The organism is Bacillus cereus ATCC 14579 (assembly GCF_000007825.1).
Lineage (GTDB): Bacteria > Bacillota > Bacilli > Bacillales > Bacillaceae_G > Bacillus_A > Bacillus_A cereus.
Genome location: NC_004722.1, coordinates 2,812,128 through 2,830,463, shown reverse-complemented (window position 1 = coordinate 2,830,463; position 18,336 = coordinate 2,812,128). Strand labels below are relative to the sequence as shown.

Sequence of the window (18,336 nt, the reverse complement as noted above, 5' to 3'; positions counted from 1 at the left end):
GGGGAGAGTACAGTGGATCAGCAATTTATAAAAGGTATACCTTTTTCAACTTTAGAATATGCAAAAGCTATAAGTTTATTAAAAGGTTGGTTATATGAACAACAAGAGAAACCAAGGTTTGTAGTAACTGCAAATCCTGAAATTGTTATGTCTGCAAAGGAAAATACGGAAAAATCAAAGGAGTTTAAAAAGATGTTACTATCTGCGGATTTAATAACAGCGGATGGGATTGGTGTCATAATTGGCTCGAAAATATTAAAAGGAACTTTGAAAGAACGTGTTACTGGGGCGGATTTAACTCACGATTTAATAAAATATTGTAACGACAATGAATATCGTGTCTTTCTTTTTGGAGCTGCGCCAGAAAGTAATAAAAAGGCATTAGAAAAATTAAATGAGCAGTTCCCAGGAGCACAATTTAAAGGACAGCATGGATTTGTAAATGGTGAAGAAATAGAAGAAATAAAAATGAAAATTAAGCAATTCAAACCGCATTTATTACTTGTAGGACTAGGTTCACCAAAACAAGAAGAGTTCATTTATGAAAACATACAAACATTAAACGTTCCGCTATCTATTGGTATCGGAGGAATGATTGATATAATATCTGGTACTGTAAAAAGAGCACCGAAAATAATGAGGGATACTGGAACTGAATGGCTGTATAGGTTACTCTCACAGCCGAAAAGATTAAAGAGACAACTTGTACTTCCGAAATTTTTATTGTCGGTTATGTCAGAGAGGATTAAAGGGATTAATTAATAAAGGGGACTACATACATGAACAGAACCGGCATTATCGGAGCAATGCAAATTGAAATAGATTTACTTTTAGAAAAGCTAGTAATACAAGAAGAACAGACAATAGCGGGAATGCCATTTTATATTGGAGAATTCATGGGAACAGAAGTAATTATTGCACGTTCTGGTGTAGGGAAAGTAAATGCAGCTGCATGTGCGCAAACATTAATTCATAAATTTAATGTAGACTCTATCATCAATACGGGCGTTGCTGGTGGATTACATCCAGATGTAAAAGTTGGTGATGTAGTTATTTCAACGAATGTTACCCATCATGATGTAAGTAAAAATCAAATGAAAAAATTATTCCCGTTTCAAGAGGAGTTTATTGCAAGTAAGGAATTGATAGAGTTAGCACGTAAAGCATGTAACAGTAATAGTTCAAATATTCAAGCTCACCAAGGAAGAATTGTAAGTGGTGAATGTTTTGTTGAAGATTCAAAGTTAAAGGCAAAATTAATAGACGAATACGCACCTCATTGTACAGAAATGGAAGGTGCAGCAATTGGACATGTTGCCTACATAAATGATATACCGTTTCTTGTTATACGATGTATTTCTGACAGTGCAGATGATGAAGCTCAAGTTTCTTATGATAATTTCGCGAAAACTGCTGCAAATTATTGCTCAGAAATTATTATTGAGATTCTTAAAAATATATCTGGTAAAACTATAGTCCAAAAGGAGAGATAAGAATGTTACAAGCATTAATTTTTGATATGGATGGAACATTATTTCAAACAGATAAAATTTTAGAATTATCGTTAGATGATACTTTTGATCACTTAAGATCACTTCAATTATGGGATACGGTAACACCGATTGAAAAATACCGTGAAATTATGGGTGTGCCGCTACCGAAAGTTTGGGAAGCTTTATTACCGGAACATTCTATTGAAATAAGAGAACAAACAGATGCATATTTTTTAGATAGACTAATTGAAAACATAAAAAGCGGAAAAGGCGCTTTATATCCAAATGTAAAAGAAATATTTACATATATAAAAGAAAATAATTGTTCCATTTACATTGCTAGTAATGGTTTGAAAGAATATTTACGAGCAATCGTAACTTATTATGCTTTAGACAAGTGGGTGACTGAAACGTTTAGTATCGAACAAATACAATCGCTAAATAAAGGTGACTTAGTTAAAAGTATTATGAACAAATATGATATAAAAGAGGCAGCCGTAGTTGGTGACCGGCTATCTGATATAAATGCAGCGAAAGACAACGGTTTACTGGCAATTGGATGCAATTTTGATTTTGCGCAAGAAGATGAACTTGCTCAGGCTGATATAGTAATAGATGATTTAATAGATTTAAAGCGGATACTGCCTGCTGTACAGAGATAAATAAAGTGTGTGCATTTTTTTCGAGTCCTATATGTCTTATTTTATGGAGGGGAATATGCTTAAAAATATTTTTAAAATTAGTAATATTCCTGCGGTTTTGTGGGGAGATAAGAGTGAAAAAATTTTTATTGCAGTACATGGAAATATGTCAAATAAGGAAGATGCAGTTATTCAAATAGTAGCTGAAGAAGCCGATCGAAAAGGTTATCAAGTATTAAGCTTTGATTTACCTGAGCATGGAGAAAGAAAGAATGATAACACTCCTTGTAAAGTACAGTTTTGTGTTAATGAATTATCTATAATTATGAACTACGCAAAAGAACATTGGAAAGAAATAAACGTGTTTGCATGTAGTATGGGAGCATATTTTAGCCTTTTAGCTTTTCAAAATGATGTGATAGAAAAGGCATTATTTTTATCACCAGTAGTTAATATGGAACGAATTATAGAAAATATGATGAAATGGTTTAATGTAACACCGGAGCTTTTACAAAAAGAAATGACTATAGAGACACCTATTGGTCAAAAGTTATATTGGGATTATTTATGCTATGTAAAAGAGCATCCTATTAGTACATGGAATACAGATACATATATTATGTACGGAGCTAAGGATGAACTGTGCGAATTTGAAACTATTAACTATTTTACAAAAAAACATCGTTGTGAATTAGAAGTTATGGAGACGGGTGAACATTACCTTCATACTGAAGAACAGTTAAAAATATTTGAACAGTGGTTACACAAACATATCGATTAACAAATTATAATTTAACTTATACTTGCTAGAGAAGAATGGTGAATTTATAAACTGATATTATATTTGAGAGACATTATAAATGTATATGTATTCATTTAAGTAAACAGGTGCTTTAGTTCAATAAGAATTACACAACTTTAAAGAGCCTTACCACATACTAGATTGTAGCAAGGCTCTTATATTTTCATAATAAAATTAATTAACTGTATTATCGATTTACATATGAAGTGAATTATATGCATACTATGAATTAAATAAAGTAACAACCATAAAAATGCTCAGAATAAATGATTCTCGAGCATTTTTATGTATTTTCGTACTTAGGGGGAATGGACTTGAAAGATATACATATTCAACAAATAGAAAATTTAATGGAATATGAATTCAGTCATCTCGTTCAAGACAGTGAAGAAGAAGGGTTTAATTTCCTTATAAGACTAATAAATGGATATAAAAACAAAGTAAATGTATTCAATAAAACTGGAGAATGTTTATATGGTATTTTTCAAGGTGATATGTTAATTGGAGTTGGAGGTTTAAATGAGGATCCGTACACAAAAGACAATAAGATTGGGCGGTTAAGGAGATTTTATATTTCAAGGGATTATCGGCGTTTAGGGTTAGGGAACTTATTATTAAACCAACTATTATGTCATGCGGAAAAGTATTTTGAAGTGATTGTTTTACATACTGACACGAAGCAAGGGGATGTGTTTTATACTGCGAATGGATTTGTAAAAGGGGGATTATATAAGGGATCGAGTCACTACAAACTATTATAGAGATTGCTATCCAAATAATAGCTACGAACAGGTTTTTTGTTGGTAAATCGATATATCTTAAAAATCGCTGATATATGAAGTTGCGATCCTTATATTAAAAACCAACTTTTATAATTTCATTTACTAAATTGTTATTATAAAAAAGAGCACCTTAGCTTTTAAAATTTAGCTTATAAGGTGACTCCTTTTCAGTCAATTACGTTTTAACCTGCATTTGTTTCAATAATAATCCTGGTTTACCTTTTACATAATAAAAATGCGGATTATTTTCATCATCATAAAGCATAATATAAGGCTTTTCATTTAGTGGGAGCAGTATAAGTACTTCGTCTATTGTAGTGTGTAACCATTGATTAGTAATAGAAACCGGCTTAGATAATGGGATTTTTATCATATAGCCATCTTTTGGAACGACATTTAAGTTTTTAAATGGACCAGTAATTGCTTTAGCGTATTGAACTGCTTCTTTTTGGATTACTGGATCTAAAGATTGTTTTTGAATGACCATTTCTTTTTGACAATCAAATACTTCAATTTGTTGATTTGTATTTGCAAACACATTTGTTGATAATAGAAATAAAAGAAGAGAAATGACCCCGATTTTTTTTATCATAATACAACACCTCAACATTACTATCCCCTCAAAAGCTTTAAATATTTTTCTGTCACATTCATGTAACAAAGATGTTGTATGATACAATTGGTTTTTGTTTAAAAGCAATGGAGGAAAAAATATGAAAGTATTAATTGCAGATGACGAACAAGATATGTTAAGGATTTTAAAAGCTTATTTTGAAAAAGAAGGCTTTGAAGTATTATTAGCGAAAGACGGAGAGGAAGCACTTCAAATATTTTATGATGAAAAAATTGATTTAGCTATTTTGGATTGGATGATGCCAAAACATAGTGGTATTACTGTCTGTCAGGAAATAAAAAAGAATTCAAGCGTGAAAGTATTAATGCTTACGGCGAAAAGTGAAAGCGAAGATGAATTAGCAGCGCTTCAAAGTGGGGCAGATGAGTACGTGAAAAAACCATTTCATCCAGGAGTACTAATTACGCGAGCGAAAAAACTTATTCAGCACGATGATATTATTCAAGTACAAGATGTAAAGATAAATTTCGCCAAAAATAAAGTATATAAAAATGATATAGAGTTAGAAATTACAAAAACAGAGCTCGAATTAATAAAATGCTTTTTAAATCATAAAGGAACGATTTTAACTCGTAAAAAATTGTTAGACATTGTATGGGGATTTGACTATTTTGGAGAAGAGAGAACGGTTGATACACATGTAAGAAGGCTGCGTAAAAAAATTGGAGAAGATATTATTAAGACGCATCGTGGGCTGGGTTATAGTTTGGAGGAACAAAGTGAATAAACTTGGGAAAAAGCTATTTCTCAGCATTTCTTTAACCGTTATTCTTATATTTACAATTTCTTTATTATTAATTAACTTTCTCCTGCCGAAATATAATATTTATAAAACACGTGAAAACTTAAATGAATTTACAACTCAAATACAAAATGCGCCAGTCAATGATTTAGAAGATGTTATTCATACAATTGAAAGTGAAAATAATGTTACAATTGCGTATACGCCAATTAATCAGTCAGAAGATGCTATGAACGACGCGTTACGCATGCAACTTACGAAAAAGAAAGTAACGTTAAATAAGCTTTGGATTACGAAAGACGAAGTTATGAAAGTGAAGACGGAAGGGCAATCGAATAAACTGTACGATCAAGGAAAGGTAAAAGCGAGTTTTTTTGCTAAATATATTGCGAAAGATGATACGATAATTTTAATTGGGACTTCCATTGCGAATTCAAATGAAATTATAAATACGTTAAATACATTTTACTTATATATCCTATGTTTCTCGCTCCTTCTTATTATTTTACTTGTGTGGATACTTTCAAAAATAATAACGACACCACTGAAAGAGTTAAGTGATGTGGCTCAGGATATTTCACATTTGCAGTTTAAAAGAACGAAAGTGAAAACGAATGATGAAATAGGAGAGTTGGCCAATAGTATTAATATCATGAGTGAAAAACTACATGAAGCACATCAAGACTTAACTGATCGTAATGAACATTTAAAACGATTTATGGGTGATGTAACGCATGAATTAAAGACACCGATCGCATTAGTAAAAGCATACTCTATGGGGATTAAAGATGGATTAGATGATGGGACTTACGTAGATACAATTATTAAACAAACAGATCAAATATCAAACTTAATTGAAGAACTATTACGATTTTCTAAACTAGAAAGAGATATTTTACAAAAAGAAGAATTCCCCATTGAACCACTGGTCCAGAGTATATTAGATAAGCATCAGATTGAACTGGATTCGAAAGAAATTAACTTGCAAGTAAATTGTAATGCGGGCAATACAATCGTTTATGCAGATTTAAATAAAATGAGAATGGTGTTTCAAAATTTAATTTCTAATGCGATAAAATATACAGCAAATCAAAACATAATAATTACATTAGAAGATAGAAATAAAAGTATATATTTCCAAATAAAAAATGGCATTCCTACGGATAAAATTAAGGATATCGAGAAAATTTGGGAGCCTTTTTATGTACTAGAATCTTCTCGTAGTAAAGAAAAATCAGGTACAGGATTAGGTTTAGCGATAGTGAAAAGTATTTTAGAAAGGCATGGTTTTGAATATGGAGTTTCCTCTATAGATGGAGAAATTCAATTTTATATAAATGTGAAAAAGGACTAATGAAAATATTAGTCCTTTTTGCAGCTTTAGAGATTAGCGATATAGGACGAATCACCATAATTTTCAAAATTGATGTATTAAATGGAGAATTAGCAAATGTTCTACTTTCATTAAATTCACGTGAAGTTCACAGGAAAACGTTATATTTACATAGTTATATTTGAATTTAATGAAGTGAGGTATTCAGATTTGAAAAGAAAGAAATTAGTAATTGGTAGCATTTTAATGGGTATGACGTTATCTTTATCTGCATGTGGTTCATCAGATAATATTGTAACGACAAAATCAGGAAGCATTTCAGAAAGTGATTTTAACAAAAAATTAAAAGAAAACTACGGTAAACAGAATTTATCTGAAATGGTAGTAGAGAAAGTATTACATGATAAATATAAAGTTACGGATGAAGAGGTAACGAAACAACTAGAAGAATTAAAAGACAAGATGGGCGATAATTTTAATACATATATGGAATCCAATGGTGTGAAAAATGAAGATCAGTTGAAAGAGAAATTAAAGCTTACTTTTGCTTTTGAAAAAGCTATTAAAGCAACCGTAACGGAAAAAGATATTAAAGATCATTATAAGCCAAAGCTTCAAGTTAGCCATATTTTAGTAAAAGATGAAAAGACAGCAAAAGAAATTAAAGAAAAATTAAATAGTGGCGAAGATTTCGCGGCATTGGCTAAACAATATTCAGAGGATCCAGGTTCTAAAGAAAAAGGTGGGGAACTATCTGAATTTGGACCTGGTATGATGGTGAAAGAATTTGAGGATGCTGCGTATAAGTTAGAAGTTGGTCAATTGAGTGAACCTGTTAAATCTTCTTTCGGATATCATATTATTAAGCTAACGGATAAAAAAGAGCTTAAACCGTATGAGGAAGAGAAAGAGAATATTCGTAAAGAATTAGAACAGCAACGTATACAAGATCCTCAATTCCATCAACAAGTTACTAGAGATCTGCTTAAAAATGCAGATATAAAGGTATCTGATAAAGACTTGAAAGATACCTTTAAAGAGTTAGAAAAATAATAAATGGAATGTAAGGCAATCGATAGAAATATTGGTTGTCTTTTTCTCTATTTATTCCGCTATTTGCCGGGCAGTAAGACCCCACCTCAAAATTCAGCGAAAGCAAAGAAGTGGCCCTGCTGATCGTAAACGTCCAATTGGTGAGGGTTGATTAAAGTTTCACTTTATAAAGAAGGTGGGAGTGGGAAAATAATTTCACACCTCCATTAAATTTTACTTAATAAGAAATCTTTGAGTTTCTCAACTTTTATATAAAAACAAAACTGAATTTTCAGTTATTTTGTTATATAGTAAAAGAGAACGAATAAGGGGAGGGAATATTTTGAGTAAAAAGAAAATGGCAATTACACTGTCAGCAATGCTATCTGCAACAATTATACCTAGCTTTACTATGGATGTGCATGCAGAGAAGAAGGAAGAGACTAAAAATACGAAAATTGAATTAGAAAATGGGATGACAAAACCGATTTATTCTCTCGATGAAGCTATTATGGACGAAAATTTATATGTAGAGACAGAAGTTGATAGTGATCAAGACGGTAAGAAAGACAGAGTATCGATAAAAGTTATGCGTCCAAAGACAGATCCGAATGTGAAAGTTCCTGTTATTTATGAAATGAGTCCATATCGATCTGGATTAAAAGATGTTCCTGTATATAATGTAGATGAAGAATTGTATGCGTATGAAGGAAAACCGTATGGAGCGATTAATCTTGGTTCGTATGGGAACTATTACGTGCCAAGAGGTTATGCAGTTATTTTAGGCGAAAGTATCGGTACTGGAAAATCAGATGGATGCCCTACAACTGGAGATGAACAAGAGATACTCGGGACAAAATCTGTTATTGATTGGGTAAACGGTCGCGCGAAAGCATTTACAGAACAGGGTGAGGAAGTTCAGGCAAATTGGTCTACAGGCAATGTAGGTATGACTGGAGTTTCTTATAATGGTACATTACCAAATGCTGTTGCGACTACTGGAGTTGAAGGTTTAAAAACAATTATTCCAATCGCAGCAATTAGTAGTTGGTATGATTATTATCGTGCAAATGGTGCAGTCATTGCTCCAGGCGGATATCAAGGAGAAGATACAGATAATATGGCAGAAGCAGTACTGACAAGGGAAAACCCTGAAGTTTGCGGACAAGTTATAAAAGAGTTAACGGCTGGACAAGACCGAAAAACAGGTAATTATAATGATTTTTGGGATAAACGTAACTATGTAAAAGATGCTAAAAATGTAAAAGCGAGTGTATTTGTTGTTCATGGTTTAAACGATTGGAATGTTAAAACGAAACAGTTCGCGCAATGGTGGGAAGCACTTGGAGAAAATAATGTTCCGCGTAAAATGTGGCTACACCAAGGTGGTCATGGTGGGACATCAAGTAATAACTGGCAGCAAACACAAAATAAATGGTTAGATTATTGGTTGTACGGAATTGAAAATGGAATTATGGATGAACCAATGGTTGATGTGCAAAGAGAAAATAAAACGTGGCAAAAGATAAAAAATTGGCCAGATCCAGCAGCTGTACCTTCAAAAATCCGTATGTATTTAAGCAATAAATCAGTCAATTTGCCACTAAGTATGGGATCGGCTAATAAAGTTTTCTCATTCTTAGATGATGCACAAATAAAATCAAACCAATTAGTAGCAAACCCAGAATTAGAAGTAGCAAATCGATTAGTATATACAATGCCTGTACTGCAAAAAGATACGCGTATAAGTGGTACACCAAAGATTTCAATTACAGGAAATATTGATCGATCTGTATCAAATTTAACAGCGTTACTTGTTGACTATGGAGGAGCGAAGCCGGAAATCGTAACGAGAGGCTGGATGGACCCACAAAACGTAAAGAGTATAGAAAATTCAACAGCGATTCAACCGGGCAAAGATTATACATTCACATGGGACATGCAGCCAGATGATTATGTATTTAAAGCGGGGCATCAAATCGGAGTTGTTTTAATTGCAAGTGATTATGATTATACAATTAGACCGAAAGCTGGTACAAAACTTACTGTGAAATTAAGTGAAGTGACATTGCCGATTGTGAAATAAATATTTTTTCTAAAGAGCTTACTAAAGTAAGCTCTTTAATTTGTAGTCTGAATTTTAAATTTTTATATTTCAAATTGGAAGGTTATGTAATACAATATCATTATATTCTATGGAAAGTGAGTGATATATTATGACAGTCAGCTCTTTCGAAATCTCATTAAAATTAGAGGTACAGGAAGATTAGTTGAATTGAAATCTTCCGTACGTAAAAACGGAGGAGAAAATAAATGTTTAGCTTTTATAGTACACTTTGTACGGAACTGTATGATTACACAAAACCAGTCGGTTATTCTTTAAATGGTGATATTGAGTATTACAAAGAACGTTTAAAAGATTGTAGAGGAAGAATCCTCGAAGCTGCAGTAGGTTCAGGGCGTGTCATCATTCCGCTTCTAGAGGCTGGTTTTAAAGTGGATGGGATAGATTATTCACCTGAAATGCTAGATTCTTGCCGTAAGCGCTGTAAAGAGAGAGGCTTACATCCTAATTTGTATGAAGGAAGCTTGCAACAATTTTCACTTCCGCATAAATATGACGCAATTATCATTCCTACTGGATCTTTTTGTTTAATTGAAAATCGTGTGGATTCTATAAATGCATTGAAATGTTTTTATGAACATCTTAATCCAGGTGGACGATTAATCGTAGATATTATGCTCCCGCATAAATGGAAGACTGGGGAAATTCATACATCGACTTTCTCTTTGCCAAGCGGAGACGGAATCACATTAGAAAATAAATCAATTGAAATAGATTGGCTGAACCAAGTTACTGTATCATATTTGAAATATGAAAAGTGGAGTAAAGGACAGTTAGTACAAACAGAATTGCAACGCTTTGCGCTGCGCTGGTATGGAATAGAAGAGTTTATACTTCTTTTAGAAAGTATAGGTTTCTCAAACATTACTCGCTCTACTGAATATGTTTATGAAAAAGAACCGTCAAATGCAAATCAAACGATTACTTTTGAAGCTGTGCGAAAAGAATAGAACTAAAACTATGAATAAAAAATAAGGCAATCGTTTTAAAATCGGCTGTCTTATTTTTTATTTTATGTAATGGTTTATAGAGAAAGATTGGAGGGAAATAAATGAAACTTATATTAATATTTGGCCCACAAGCAGTTGGAAAAATGACAGTGGGGCAAGAATTAGCAACATTAACCGGTTTAAAACTTTTTCATAACCACATGACAATTGATTTAGTAAGTCCAATTTTTGATTACAGTACGAAAGAAGCAAAAAGACTAGTAAGTTTATTTCGTAATGAAATATTTGAAGAAGTATCTAAAAGTGATTTATCTGGAATGATTTTTACGTATATATGGGCATTTGACCTCCAAGAGGATTGGGATTATATACATCATGTAGAAAATATTTTTGAATCAAAAGGTGGGACAGTGTATTTTGTAGAGCTGGAAGCGGAATTAGATGAAAGATTAGAACGAAATAAAAGCCCGAATAGATTAGAACATAAACCGAAAAAAAGAGATATTGAGTGGTCTGAAAATAATTTGAAAGAAACGATGAAAATGCATAGATTAAACTCTCTTCATGGTGAAATTGAAAAAGAAGAGTATATAAAAATTAATAACACGTATTTGAGTGCAAAAGAAGTAGCGGAAATGATTAAAGAGAAGTTTCAATTGTAAAATTCCCGAAGTCTATTTCGTTTCTATTGTCCAAGCATTCTCCTACTAATTACATATACTATTTATGTTAAAATCGGTCACTATTTTAGATGGTGCTATTTTAATATATATAACTATGCAGGGAAGAGGGGAGAATAAATTTGGAAAACGTAGAACAAGATAGAATTGAAAATCAAGTGTATTCAAATCGTGTAGTAAGATCAGAATTTGATGCGAATTGGGAAACTTGTATATCAAAGAGTGGTTATGTAATTTATATAGCAACAAGTAATAATGCTGAAGTAATAGTGCTTCTTGCAGATGGTTCAAGTAAATTATTAATTTTCGAAAAAGGCGGTAAAGTAGTTGTAGGTGGCGGTGGAACAAGTCATTACAGTAAGCCGCATATTGCAAGAAATATTTAAGATAGAGCATGTTAATTAAGAAGAAACTAGAAAACGGTTGTCATTCATGTTTAGGGCATGATAGACGAACCGTTTTTTATTTGTTTATAAATTTAGAAGAACTTCATTGATTACAAATACATCAGGATGAGCAGCGAAATTAGAAGAAAACTTGGCGGGTAATGGTACAAAATATTATGTACATTTGCAAGAATCTTACAGCGATATAAAAAAGCATTTCCTATTTGGGGAAACACTACTTCTATGTTATAGTATAATAGTGTTTTTAGATGGTACTATTTTAATATATCTATAATTTTGTTATGTATTATTTTCATATTAAATTAGCACCTAAAGTATTTTTTTATATAAGGAGTAGTAATTAGAGAAATGAAAAATATAGACTTTATACTAGAAAGTGACGAGGCATTAAAACCGTCTGAACGATTAGTACTATTATTATTAGAGAAGCATAGAATGTTATATACGAACGATCTATTGGCATTATCAAATTTATCATATAAAACATTAACAGATTCATTAACGGCGCTAGTTTTAAAATCGTATGTGTTAAAGGAAACAGGTAAGGGAAGAAGACAGAATTGCTATAGATTAGTATGATAAGGCAGCTGTTTTAGAAACTTTTACATATGTTTTTTCAATTGTAAGGTGAAATTGTATTTTTGTTTTCGAACGAAAAACTTACTATAAGAGGGGCTAAGATAGTAGTGTTTCATTTTTGTAAATATAATTATTCTATCATTGAAAATACAAAAATAAAATAAACCGCATAAAACAGAAATAAAAAAACAATCCATTTTTAAAATGGATTGTTTTTTATTGGAATAATATTATTTGATATGTTGAAAGCATAAATAGCAGAATAAACATTACCTGTTTTAGTTCATGCAACTGAACAAATATGATGAAAACTATGTGTATAGTTTTTTGCTTGCTTTTTCAGTCATTCTAATGAAATCATGGTCTTCATTGTTTAAAGGCAGTATTTTTAACATTATTGCTATTCAGCATTAAGCACAAAAAGTGATATATAATATTATTATGTAAACTTAAGGTTTTAAAAGGAAAATATAATAATGAATAGAACATGTAGAAGGAGATGCTTAAATATTTTGAAGGATGGGAGATTATTATGGAGCATTTACAATCAATAGCACAAGCTGTTATAAGTGGTAATAAGGAAAAAGTAGTGAAGTTTATAAAGGCGAGTCCAAGTATTGTTAACGAATGTAGTGAAGATGGATGGACACCACTTCATTTAGCAGCTTATTTTGGACAGAAAGAAATAGCGAGTTTTCTTTTAGAAAGTGGTGCAGATATACATAGTAGAGCGAAAAACGAAAATGAAAATACGCCTTTGCAAGCAGCAATTGCGAACAAGCAAAGTGAACTTGTTGCTTTCTTAATTGAAAAAGGATTAGATGTAAATATTATGCAAAGTGGTGGCTGGACAGGACTTCACGAAGCGGCATTATTAGGAAATGAAGAAATAATTATGTTACTCCTTAAAAATGGAGCTAATAAGATGATAAAGAAAAATGATGGGAAAACAGCGTATGATATTGCATTAGAAAAAGGATATGATCATCTATTACATCATTTGAAACAGGAAGTGAACTTATGATGAATAAATGGAGTGTTGGTATATTTTTATTTAATGAAGTAGAAGTGTTAGACTTTGCAGGGCCATTTGAAGTTTTTTCTGTAACTGAGGTGAATGAGGAAAAACCATTTACTGTTTATACAGGTAGCGAGAATGGGGAAATGATTACAGCAAGGAACGGATTGAAGGTACAGCCAGATTATAGTATTGAAAATTTACCACCAGTGGATATTTTAATAATTCCGGGCGGGCTAGGTGCTAGAGAATATGAAATAAAAAATGAAATAGTAATAAAATGGATTCGCCAACAAATGAAAGAAGTAAAGCTGATGACTTCAGTTTGTACAGGAGCGCTATTACTGGCGAAAGCAGGTTTACTGGAAGGTTTAAAAGCAACAACACATTGGGCTAGTATTGAAAAGTTTAAAAATGAGTTTCAAAATGTTGAAGTTATAGAAAATGTAAAGTTTGTAGATGAAGGACATATTATAACATCTGCCGGAATTTCAGCTGGAATTAATATGGTATTTCATATTGTGAAAAACTTGTTAGGTGTGCATGTTGCGGAGGACACAGCGAAGCGAATGGAGTATGATATTAGTTTCCCAAATTAAAAAGCCCGAATTGGGCTTTTTATATTGAATGAATATAGTTAAGCTCTTCATCACTCAACATAGGGCGAACAGATGCATTTGCATTTTCTTGTGCTTGTATTCCTGTTTTGGCACCAGGAATTACAACACTTACTGCCGGATGAGAGAGTACATAGCGAAGTGCAAGTTGCCCTAAGGTCTGATTTTTATTTGAGAGCAACCGAAGTTTCTTTACAGTTTGTAAGTCTTCTTGAAACCAAGTTTCATTTGGCCAATCTTTGCGTAAATCTCCATCCGGAAAAATTGTTTTATTTGTGAATTTTCCCAGTTAAAATGCCCATTTTTAATGGACCACGAATAACAGCTCCTAAATTTTTCTCTTGTAAAAATGGTAATATATCTTTTTCTGGTTTTCGATTTAATATATTGTAATCAAGCTGTACGATATCAATTTCGTTGTTGTTATTGAAATGATGAATGTATTGTAAATCATGAGTCGAAACACCGACTGCCCTTACTTTTCCATCACGTTTTAATATGTCAAATGCACGTAGAAATGCTTCTGTTTCTCTACGATTATGCCACCAAATATGACAAAAATAAAGATCAATATAATCTGTTTGAAGACGTTGTAAACTTGTTTCAAATACGGCGATGATTTTTTCGGGAGTATCATATACAGGAACTCCATTAGGGTCGTAGTGGTGTCCGATTAAACCACCTTTCGTTGATAGGATAATATCATTACGATGTCCTTTAATCGCGGTAGCCACCAACTTTTCACTATGTCCTAAACCATACACATCCGCAGTATCAATAAAATTCACACCACACTCAATTGCTTTTTTTATAGCAGTTATAGATTGTTTATCGTTAGCAGGTCCCCATTCATCACCACCGATTGCCCATGCCCCAAAACCTATTTCAGAAACAGTTATTCCAGTTTTACCTAATGTGCGGTAATGCATATTTCTCCTCCTTGTAAGCATGTTATAACATGGATATGTGGGGTAAGAATTTTGTGTGTGAAAAAACTCTTCTACAATAGTAGAAAAAGAATTACAGAAACTACTATTTTATAGCAGCATGTATAAAAAAAAACGGTGTAAATGTAGAAATGTCGTCGAATGCTATCTTTAATTGGTTAATTTATGGGATATTTTTGTGAAGGAGTTTATTTTATAAGAATAGAATTTAGTTTAGTAAGAAAACGTGCCGATGGTAGTGAAAAATATGGGTTAGGGGGATTTGAATGAGGAAACTCAAACGAGTAAATGTTCCTAATATACCAGAACAATCATCACAACCTAGTGACAAGCGTAAGATAAATAAAAAGAAGTTAAGGCGTCTTATTTTAATGGTCCTTTTTATTGCAGCAACTACTCTGTACGTTCAATATATTTTAACGAAACAACAAGAAGTAATTGATAAAAAGAAAGATACGATTACGGATCAAAAGAAACAATTAGTATCTTTAAAGAAAGATAAAGATTCTTTAAAGACTAACATAGAAAATTTAACAGACGATGAGGAAGAAATTTTGAAGTTAGCGAGAAAAGAGTATCAATTTTCTAAGTCAAATGAAACTATATTTGTGATGCCAAAGTAATAAAAAAAACAGTTAGCCATTGAACTGCACCTCCAATTGTTAGGCAGCGTCTAACAATTGGAGGTGCAGTTTTTTATGTATGAATGTCATGGTACAAGGAACAATCACATATTGTAAAAATGAAGAGTTTAAGCTGTTTTCATAAATATGGAATATACACTAAAATAAATGTTGTTAAAATTCTGTCAATTATATTATAATACAAGGTAAGCGGATACATTTTTTAATCAACGTTGAGTTCCTCGCTCATACGACTATTAAGAAACCCGTTATCCTCGTATAAGAAAGGAAGATAGCTGTGTACGCTTCAAATACAATTTATATCGTAGGGGATGCGAAAGCACCTCAAAATAATCCCATTACTGAAAAGTTTAAAAGCTATTTCGTAGCATTTATCCTTGTTAAGGATACAGGGGAAATTGTAGATGCAGACTGCTCAGCGACAATTGCATTAACATCTCAATTTGTTAAATATTTATTTCTACATAAAAATATAAATGACCCGGCGTTAGTAATGGAAGTAAAGAACCGATATTTCGGTTCTTCTCAAAAAGCGTTACTTGTAGCGCTAAAAGATGCACAGAAAAAATATAATCAGCTTGCTGCTTTGTCTACTCAATCATAGACAAAATCCAGCCGTAAGAATCATTCTTATGGCTGGATTTTTTTATTTCACATTATCGTCCTACATTAAAAGTAAACGAAAATAAAGTAGAGAGATAGGAGAGTAAATGCCCAATGGGTTTACCTAATAATCCGTGGGTATAAATCTCCGGTGGATTAAAATTTCACTTCATTGGAGAACGAAAGGATGAACAAAATGAAAATTACAGATGTAAAAGTAAATCGTAGACGTGTAAAACTGCATACACCGTTTAAAACCGCGCTTCGTACTGTAACCGAAATTGAAAGTATAGATGTTTATATTCATACAGACGAAGGAGTGATTGGTAAGGGGGCTGCAGCCGCAACGCCAGTTATTACGGGGGATTTCACCAGCGGAATGGAAGAAGCGATTTTAGGGCCGATGCGTTCATGTTTAATTGGTCAAAATATCATTCAATTTCAGCAGTTACTACAGCGCATTCAAATGAGTTGTATTGGAAATTCAAGTGCGAAAGCAGCGGTAGATATCGCTTTATATGATGTATATTGCCAATATCAAAATGTGCCGTTATATGCATTGTTAGGCGGGAAGAAAGAAATTCATACCGATATTACAGTGAGTGTGGATGAGCCTGTATTAATGGCAAAAGAAGCGAAGAAACATATAGAAAAAGGATTTCAAACATTAAAGATTAAAGTGGGTAAAGAGGCGCATTTAGATTTGGAACGTATTGAGGCAATTCGAAATGTGGTACCAAGAAATACGACATTACGTTTAGATGCGAATCAAGGTTGGAGTCCAAAAGAAGCGGTCTCTATCATTCAAGAGATGGAAAATCGTAATTTAAATATAGAATTTATTGAACAACCAGTACACGCGAAAGATTGGGATGGGTTAAAGTACGTCAAAGATCGTGTGCAAACGCCAATTATGGCCGATGAAAGTATATTTTCAGCAAGTGACGCATTAAAGCTCGTTCAAGGAAGATATGCAGACTTCATTAATATTAAATTAATGAAATGTGGTGGCATACGTGAAGCATGGCGTATTGCTGATATCGCAGAAACAGCTGGTGTGAAGTGTATGGTGGGCAGCATGATGGAGTCTTCACTTTCCGTTAGTGCTGTTGCGCATTTAGCGGCAGCGCATCCTAATATTCATTATTTTGATCTTGATGCACCGCTTTGGTTAATGGAAGAGCCAGAAGGAATGACTTATTCTGGATCAAAGGTAAACCTTCAATCGACAGTGAATAGTAAATCTTAGGAGAAGAGACAAGTAAACTATCTTTTAAGGGGGATATATATGAAAAAAGTAGGAACTGCATTTTTAACAACTTTATTTATATTTTCATCGTTTACATCGGCAAATGCTGAAGAAAAGAAGGATAATAAAGCATTTATAGATGTATCTGCTGCAACGTTATGGACAGCACCTGATTCATTAAGACCAATCGATACACCGAGTGCAACAAATCCAGTGGATCTATGGAAATGGACGAAATCAATGACACTTGACGAGAAACTATGGTTAACAAATGCAAATAAATTAGAAACACAAGCTTTACTCGGTCAAGAAGTAACTGTTATTGATAAGAAAGGCGAATGGGTGAAGGTATTAGTGCATGGACAGCCAACACCACGAAATGAAGAAGGTTATCCGGGCTGGATGCCTGAAAAACAATTAACATATAATCAAGAATTTGCAGATAAAACAAATGAACCTTTTGTCTTAATAACCAAACCAACAGCGATTTTATATATAAATCCTTCTGAAAAACATAAATCACTTGAAGTCAGTTATAATACAAGACTGCCGCTATTAAGTGAAGACACAATTTCATACCGTGTATTGTTGCCAAGTGGTCAGAAAGCATGGCTACGAAAAAATGATGGAACAGTTTACCGATCTCAAACTGATATTCCAACTCCGGCGGCCGATGATTTAATTAACACAGGGAAAATGTTTTTAGGCTTACCGTATATATGGGCTGGTACAAGTGGTTTTGGATTTGATTGCTCTGGCTTCACACATACGATCTATAAATCGCACGGCATTACAATTCCGCGAGATTCTGGACCGCAATCAAGAGCAGGGGTTGCAGTTGATAAAGAAAATCTACAAAAAGGAGATTTAATTTTCTTTGCACATGATCAAGGGAAAGGTAGTGTCCATCACGTTGCAATGTATATTGGTGATGGCAATATGATTCACTCACCAAGAGCTGAAAGGTCGGTAGAGATTATACCGCTAAATACACCAGGATATATAGAAGAATACGCTGGTGCTCGTCGTTACTTACCTTAAAAATAGAAGGGGGTTTT

General features: G+C 32.9%; 20 protein-coding genes and 1 pseudogene. 19 read left to right on the top strand and 2 right to left on the bottom strand.

Annotation, left to right across the window (positions count from 1 at the left end; genetic code table 11):
- Nucleotides 1-12: 12 nt before the first annotated feature.
- The 5 genes from BC_RS14335 to BC_RS14315 all read left to right on the top strand — a co-directional run bounded on the left by BC_RS14335 (nt 13) and on the right by BC_RS14315 (nt 3,697).
- Nucleotides 13-762 (top strand): WecB/TagA/CpsF family glycosyltransferase, encoded by a 750-nt coding sequence (locus tag BC_RS14335; RefSeq protein ID WP_000372664.1) that lies wholly within the window; start codon nt 13-15, stop codon nt 760-762.
- 17 nt (nt 763-779) lie between these two features.
- A complete protein-coding gene (locus BC_RS14330; RefSeq protein ID WP_001082284.1) occupies nt 780-1,493 on the top strand; it encodes a 5'-methylthioadenosine/adenosylhomocysteine nucleosidase in 714 nt (237 codons plus the stop codon).
- Between the two features lie 2 nt (nt 1,494-1,495).
- On the top strand, nt 1,496-2,155 hold the full coding sequence (locus tag BC_RS14325) for an HAD hydrolase-like protein (RefSeq protein WP_000938422.1): 660 nt from the start codon (nt 1,496-1,498) through the stop codon (nt 2,153-2,155).
- Between the two features lie 55 nt (nt 2,156-2,210).
- Nucleotides 2,211-2,915: an alpha/beta hydrolase gene (locus BC_RS14320; RefSeq protein WP_000916629.1), complete on the top strand. Its 705-nt coding sequence runs from the start codon at nt 2,211-2,213 to the stop codon at nt 2,913-2,915.
- 287 nt (nt 2,916-3,202) lie between these two features.
- Complete coding sequence (locus tag BC_RS14315) at nt 3,203-3,697, top strand: GNAT family N-acetyltransferase (RefSeq protein ID WP_002195629.1); 495 nt, start codon at nt 3,203-3,205, stop codon at nt 3,695-3,697.
- A gap of 196 nt (nt 3,698-3,893) precedes the next feature.
- Here BC_RS14315 and BC_RS14310 read toward each other — a convergent pair whose 3' ends face one another.
- Complete coding sequence (locus tag BC_RS14310; protein WP_000591778.1) at nt 3,894-4,310, bottom strand: hypothetical protein; 417 nt, start codon at nt 4,308-4,310, stop codon at nt 3,894-3,896.
- Between the two features lie 121 nt (nt 4,311-4,431).
- Here BC_RS14310 and BC_RS14305 point away from each other — a divergent pair, with 121 nt between their 5' ends.
- From BC_RS14305 to BC_RS14260, 10 genes are all read left to right on the top strand, one after another.
- Nucleotides 4,432-5,079: a response regulator transcription factor gene (locus tag BC_RS14305; RefSeq protein ID WP_000865977.1), complete on the top strand. Its 648-nt coding sequence runs from the start codon at nt 4,432-4,434 to the stop codon at nt 5,077-5,079.
- Complete coding sequence (locus BC_RS14300; RefSeq protein WP_001037254.1) at nt 5,072-6,448, top strand: sensor histidine kinase; 1,377 nt, start codon at nt 5,072-5,074, stop codon at nt 6,446-6,448. Before BC_RS14305 ends, BC_RS14300 begins: the two co-directional genes overlap by 8 nt.
- 189 nt (nt 6,449-6,637) lie before the next feature.
- A complete protein-coding gene (locus BC_RS14295) occupies nt 6,638-7,480 on the top strand; it encodes a peptidylprolyl isomerase PrsA (protein ID WP_000823432.1) in 843 nt (280 codons plus the stop codon).
- 322 nt (nt 7,481-7,802) lie between these two features.
- A complete protein-coding gene (locus BC_RS14290; RefSeq protein ID WP_000038298.1) occupies nt 7,803-9,545 on the top strand; it encodes a Xaa-Pro dipeptidyl-peptidase in 1,743 nt (580 codons plus the stop codon).
- Between the two features lie 227 nt (nt 9,546-9,772).
- Nucleotides 9,773-10,534 (top strand): class I SAM-dependent methyltransferase, encoded by a 762-nt coding sequence (locus BC_RS14285; protein WP_000490911.1) that lies wholly within the window; start codon nt 9,773-9,775, stop codon nt 10,532-10,534.
- A 101-nt stretch (nt 10,535-10,635) separates the two neighbouring features.
- On the top strand, nt 10,636-11,196 hold the full coding sequence (locus tag BC_RS14280) for an AAA family ATPase (RefSeq protein WP_000767065.1): 561 nt from the start codon (nt 10,636-10,638) through the stop codon (nt 11,194-11,196).
- A 140-nt stretch (nt 11,197-11,336) separates the two neighbouring features.
- Nucleotides 11,337-11,600 carry a hypothetical protein gene (locus BC_RS14275; RefSeq protein ID WP_000432421.1) on the top strand — a complete coding sequence of 88 codons (264 nt, stop codon included), beginning with the start codon at nt 11,337-11,339 and terminating at the stop codon, nt 11,598-11,600.
- A 369-nt stretch (nt 11,601-11,969) separates the two neighbouring features.
- Nucleotides 11,970-12,200: a hypothetical protein gene (locus tag BC_RS14270; RefSeq protein ID WP_000789031.1), complete on the top strand. Its 231-nt coding sequence runs from the start codon at nt 11,970-11,972 to the stop codon at nt 12,198-12,200.
- 532 nt (nt 12,201-12,732) lie between these two features.
- On the top strand, nt 12,733-13,224 hold the full coding sequence (locus BC_RS14265) for an ankyrin repeat domain-containing protein (RefSeq protein WP_000400680.1): 492 nt from the start codon (nt 12,733-12,735) through the stop codon (nt 13,222-13,224).
- Nucleotides 13,221-13,817, top strand: a complete 597-nt coding sequence (locus BC_RS14260) for a DJ-1/PfpI family protein (protein ID WP_000981419.1) — start codon at nt 13,221-13,223, stop codon at nt 13,815-13,817. The genes BC_RS14265 and BC_RS14260 overlap by 4 nt, the downstream gene beginning before the upstream one ends.
- A 19-nt stretch (nt 13,818-13,836) precedes the next feature.
- Here the strand turns inward: BC_RS14260 and BC_RS14255 are convergent.
- Nucleotides 13,837-14,764: pseudogene (locus BC_RS14255) on the bottom strand (aldo/keto reductase).
- Nucleotides 14,765-15,048: 284 nt separating this feature from the next.
- Here BC_RS14255 and BC_RS14250 point away from each other — a divergent pair.
- The 4 genes from BC_RS14250 to BC_RS14235 all read left to right on the top strand — a co-directional run bounded on the left by BC_RS14250 (nt 15,049) and on the right by BC_RS14235 (nt 18,319).
- On the top strand, nt 15,049-15,405 hold the full coding sequence (locus BC_RS14250) for an FtsB family cell division protein (RefSeq protein ID WP_001228738.1): 357 nt from the start codon (nt 15,049-15,051) through the stop codon (nt 15,403-15,405).
- Between the two features lie 298 nt (nt 15,406-15,703).
- Nucleotides 15,704-16,030 carry a DUF3870 domain-containing protein gene (locus BC_RS14245; protein WP_000271313.1) on the top strand — a complete coding sequence of 109 codons (327 nt, stop codon included), beginning with the start codon at nt 15,704-15,706 and terminating at the stop codon, nt 16,028-16,030.
- Nucleotides 16,031-16,216: 186 nt separating this feature from the next.
- A complete protein-coding gene (locus tag BC_RS14240) occupies nt 16,217-17,278 on the top strand; it encodes a dipeptide epimerase (RefSeq protein WP_001038463.1) in 1,062 nt (353 codons plus the stop codon).
- A gap of 39 nt (nt 17,279-17,317) precedes the next feature.
- The gene (locus tag BC_RS14235; RefSeq protein WP_000755419.1) at nt 17,318-18,319 is read left to right on the top strand and encodes a C40 family peptidase; all 1,002 of its coding nucleotides are present in this window, start codon (nt 17,318-17,320) and stop codon (nt 18,317-18,319) included.
- Nucleotides 18,320-18,336 lie beyond the last annotated feature (17 nt).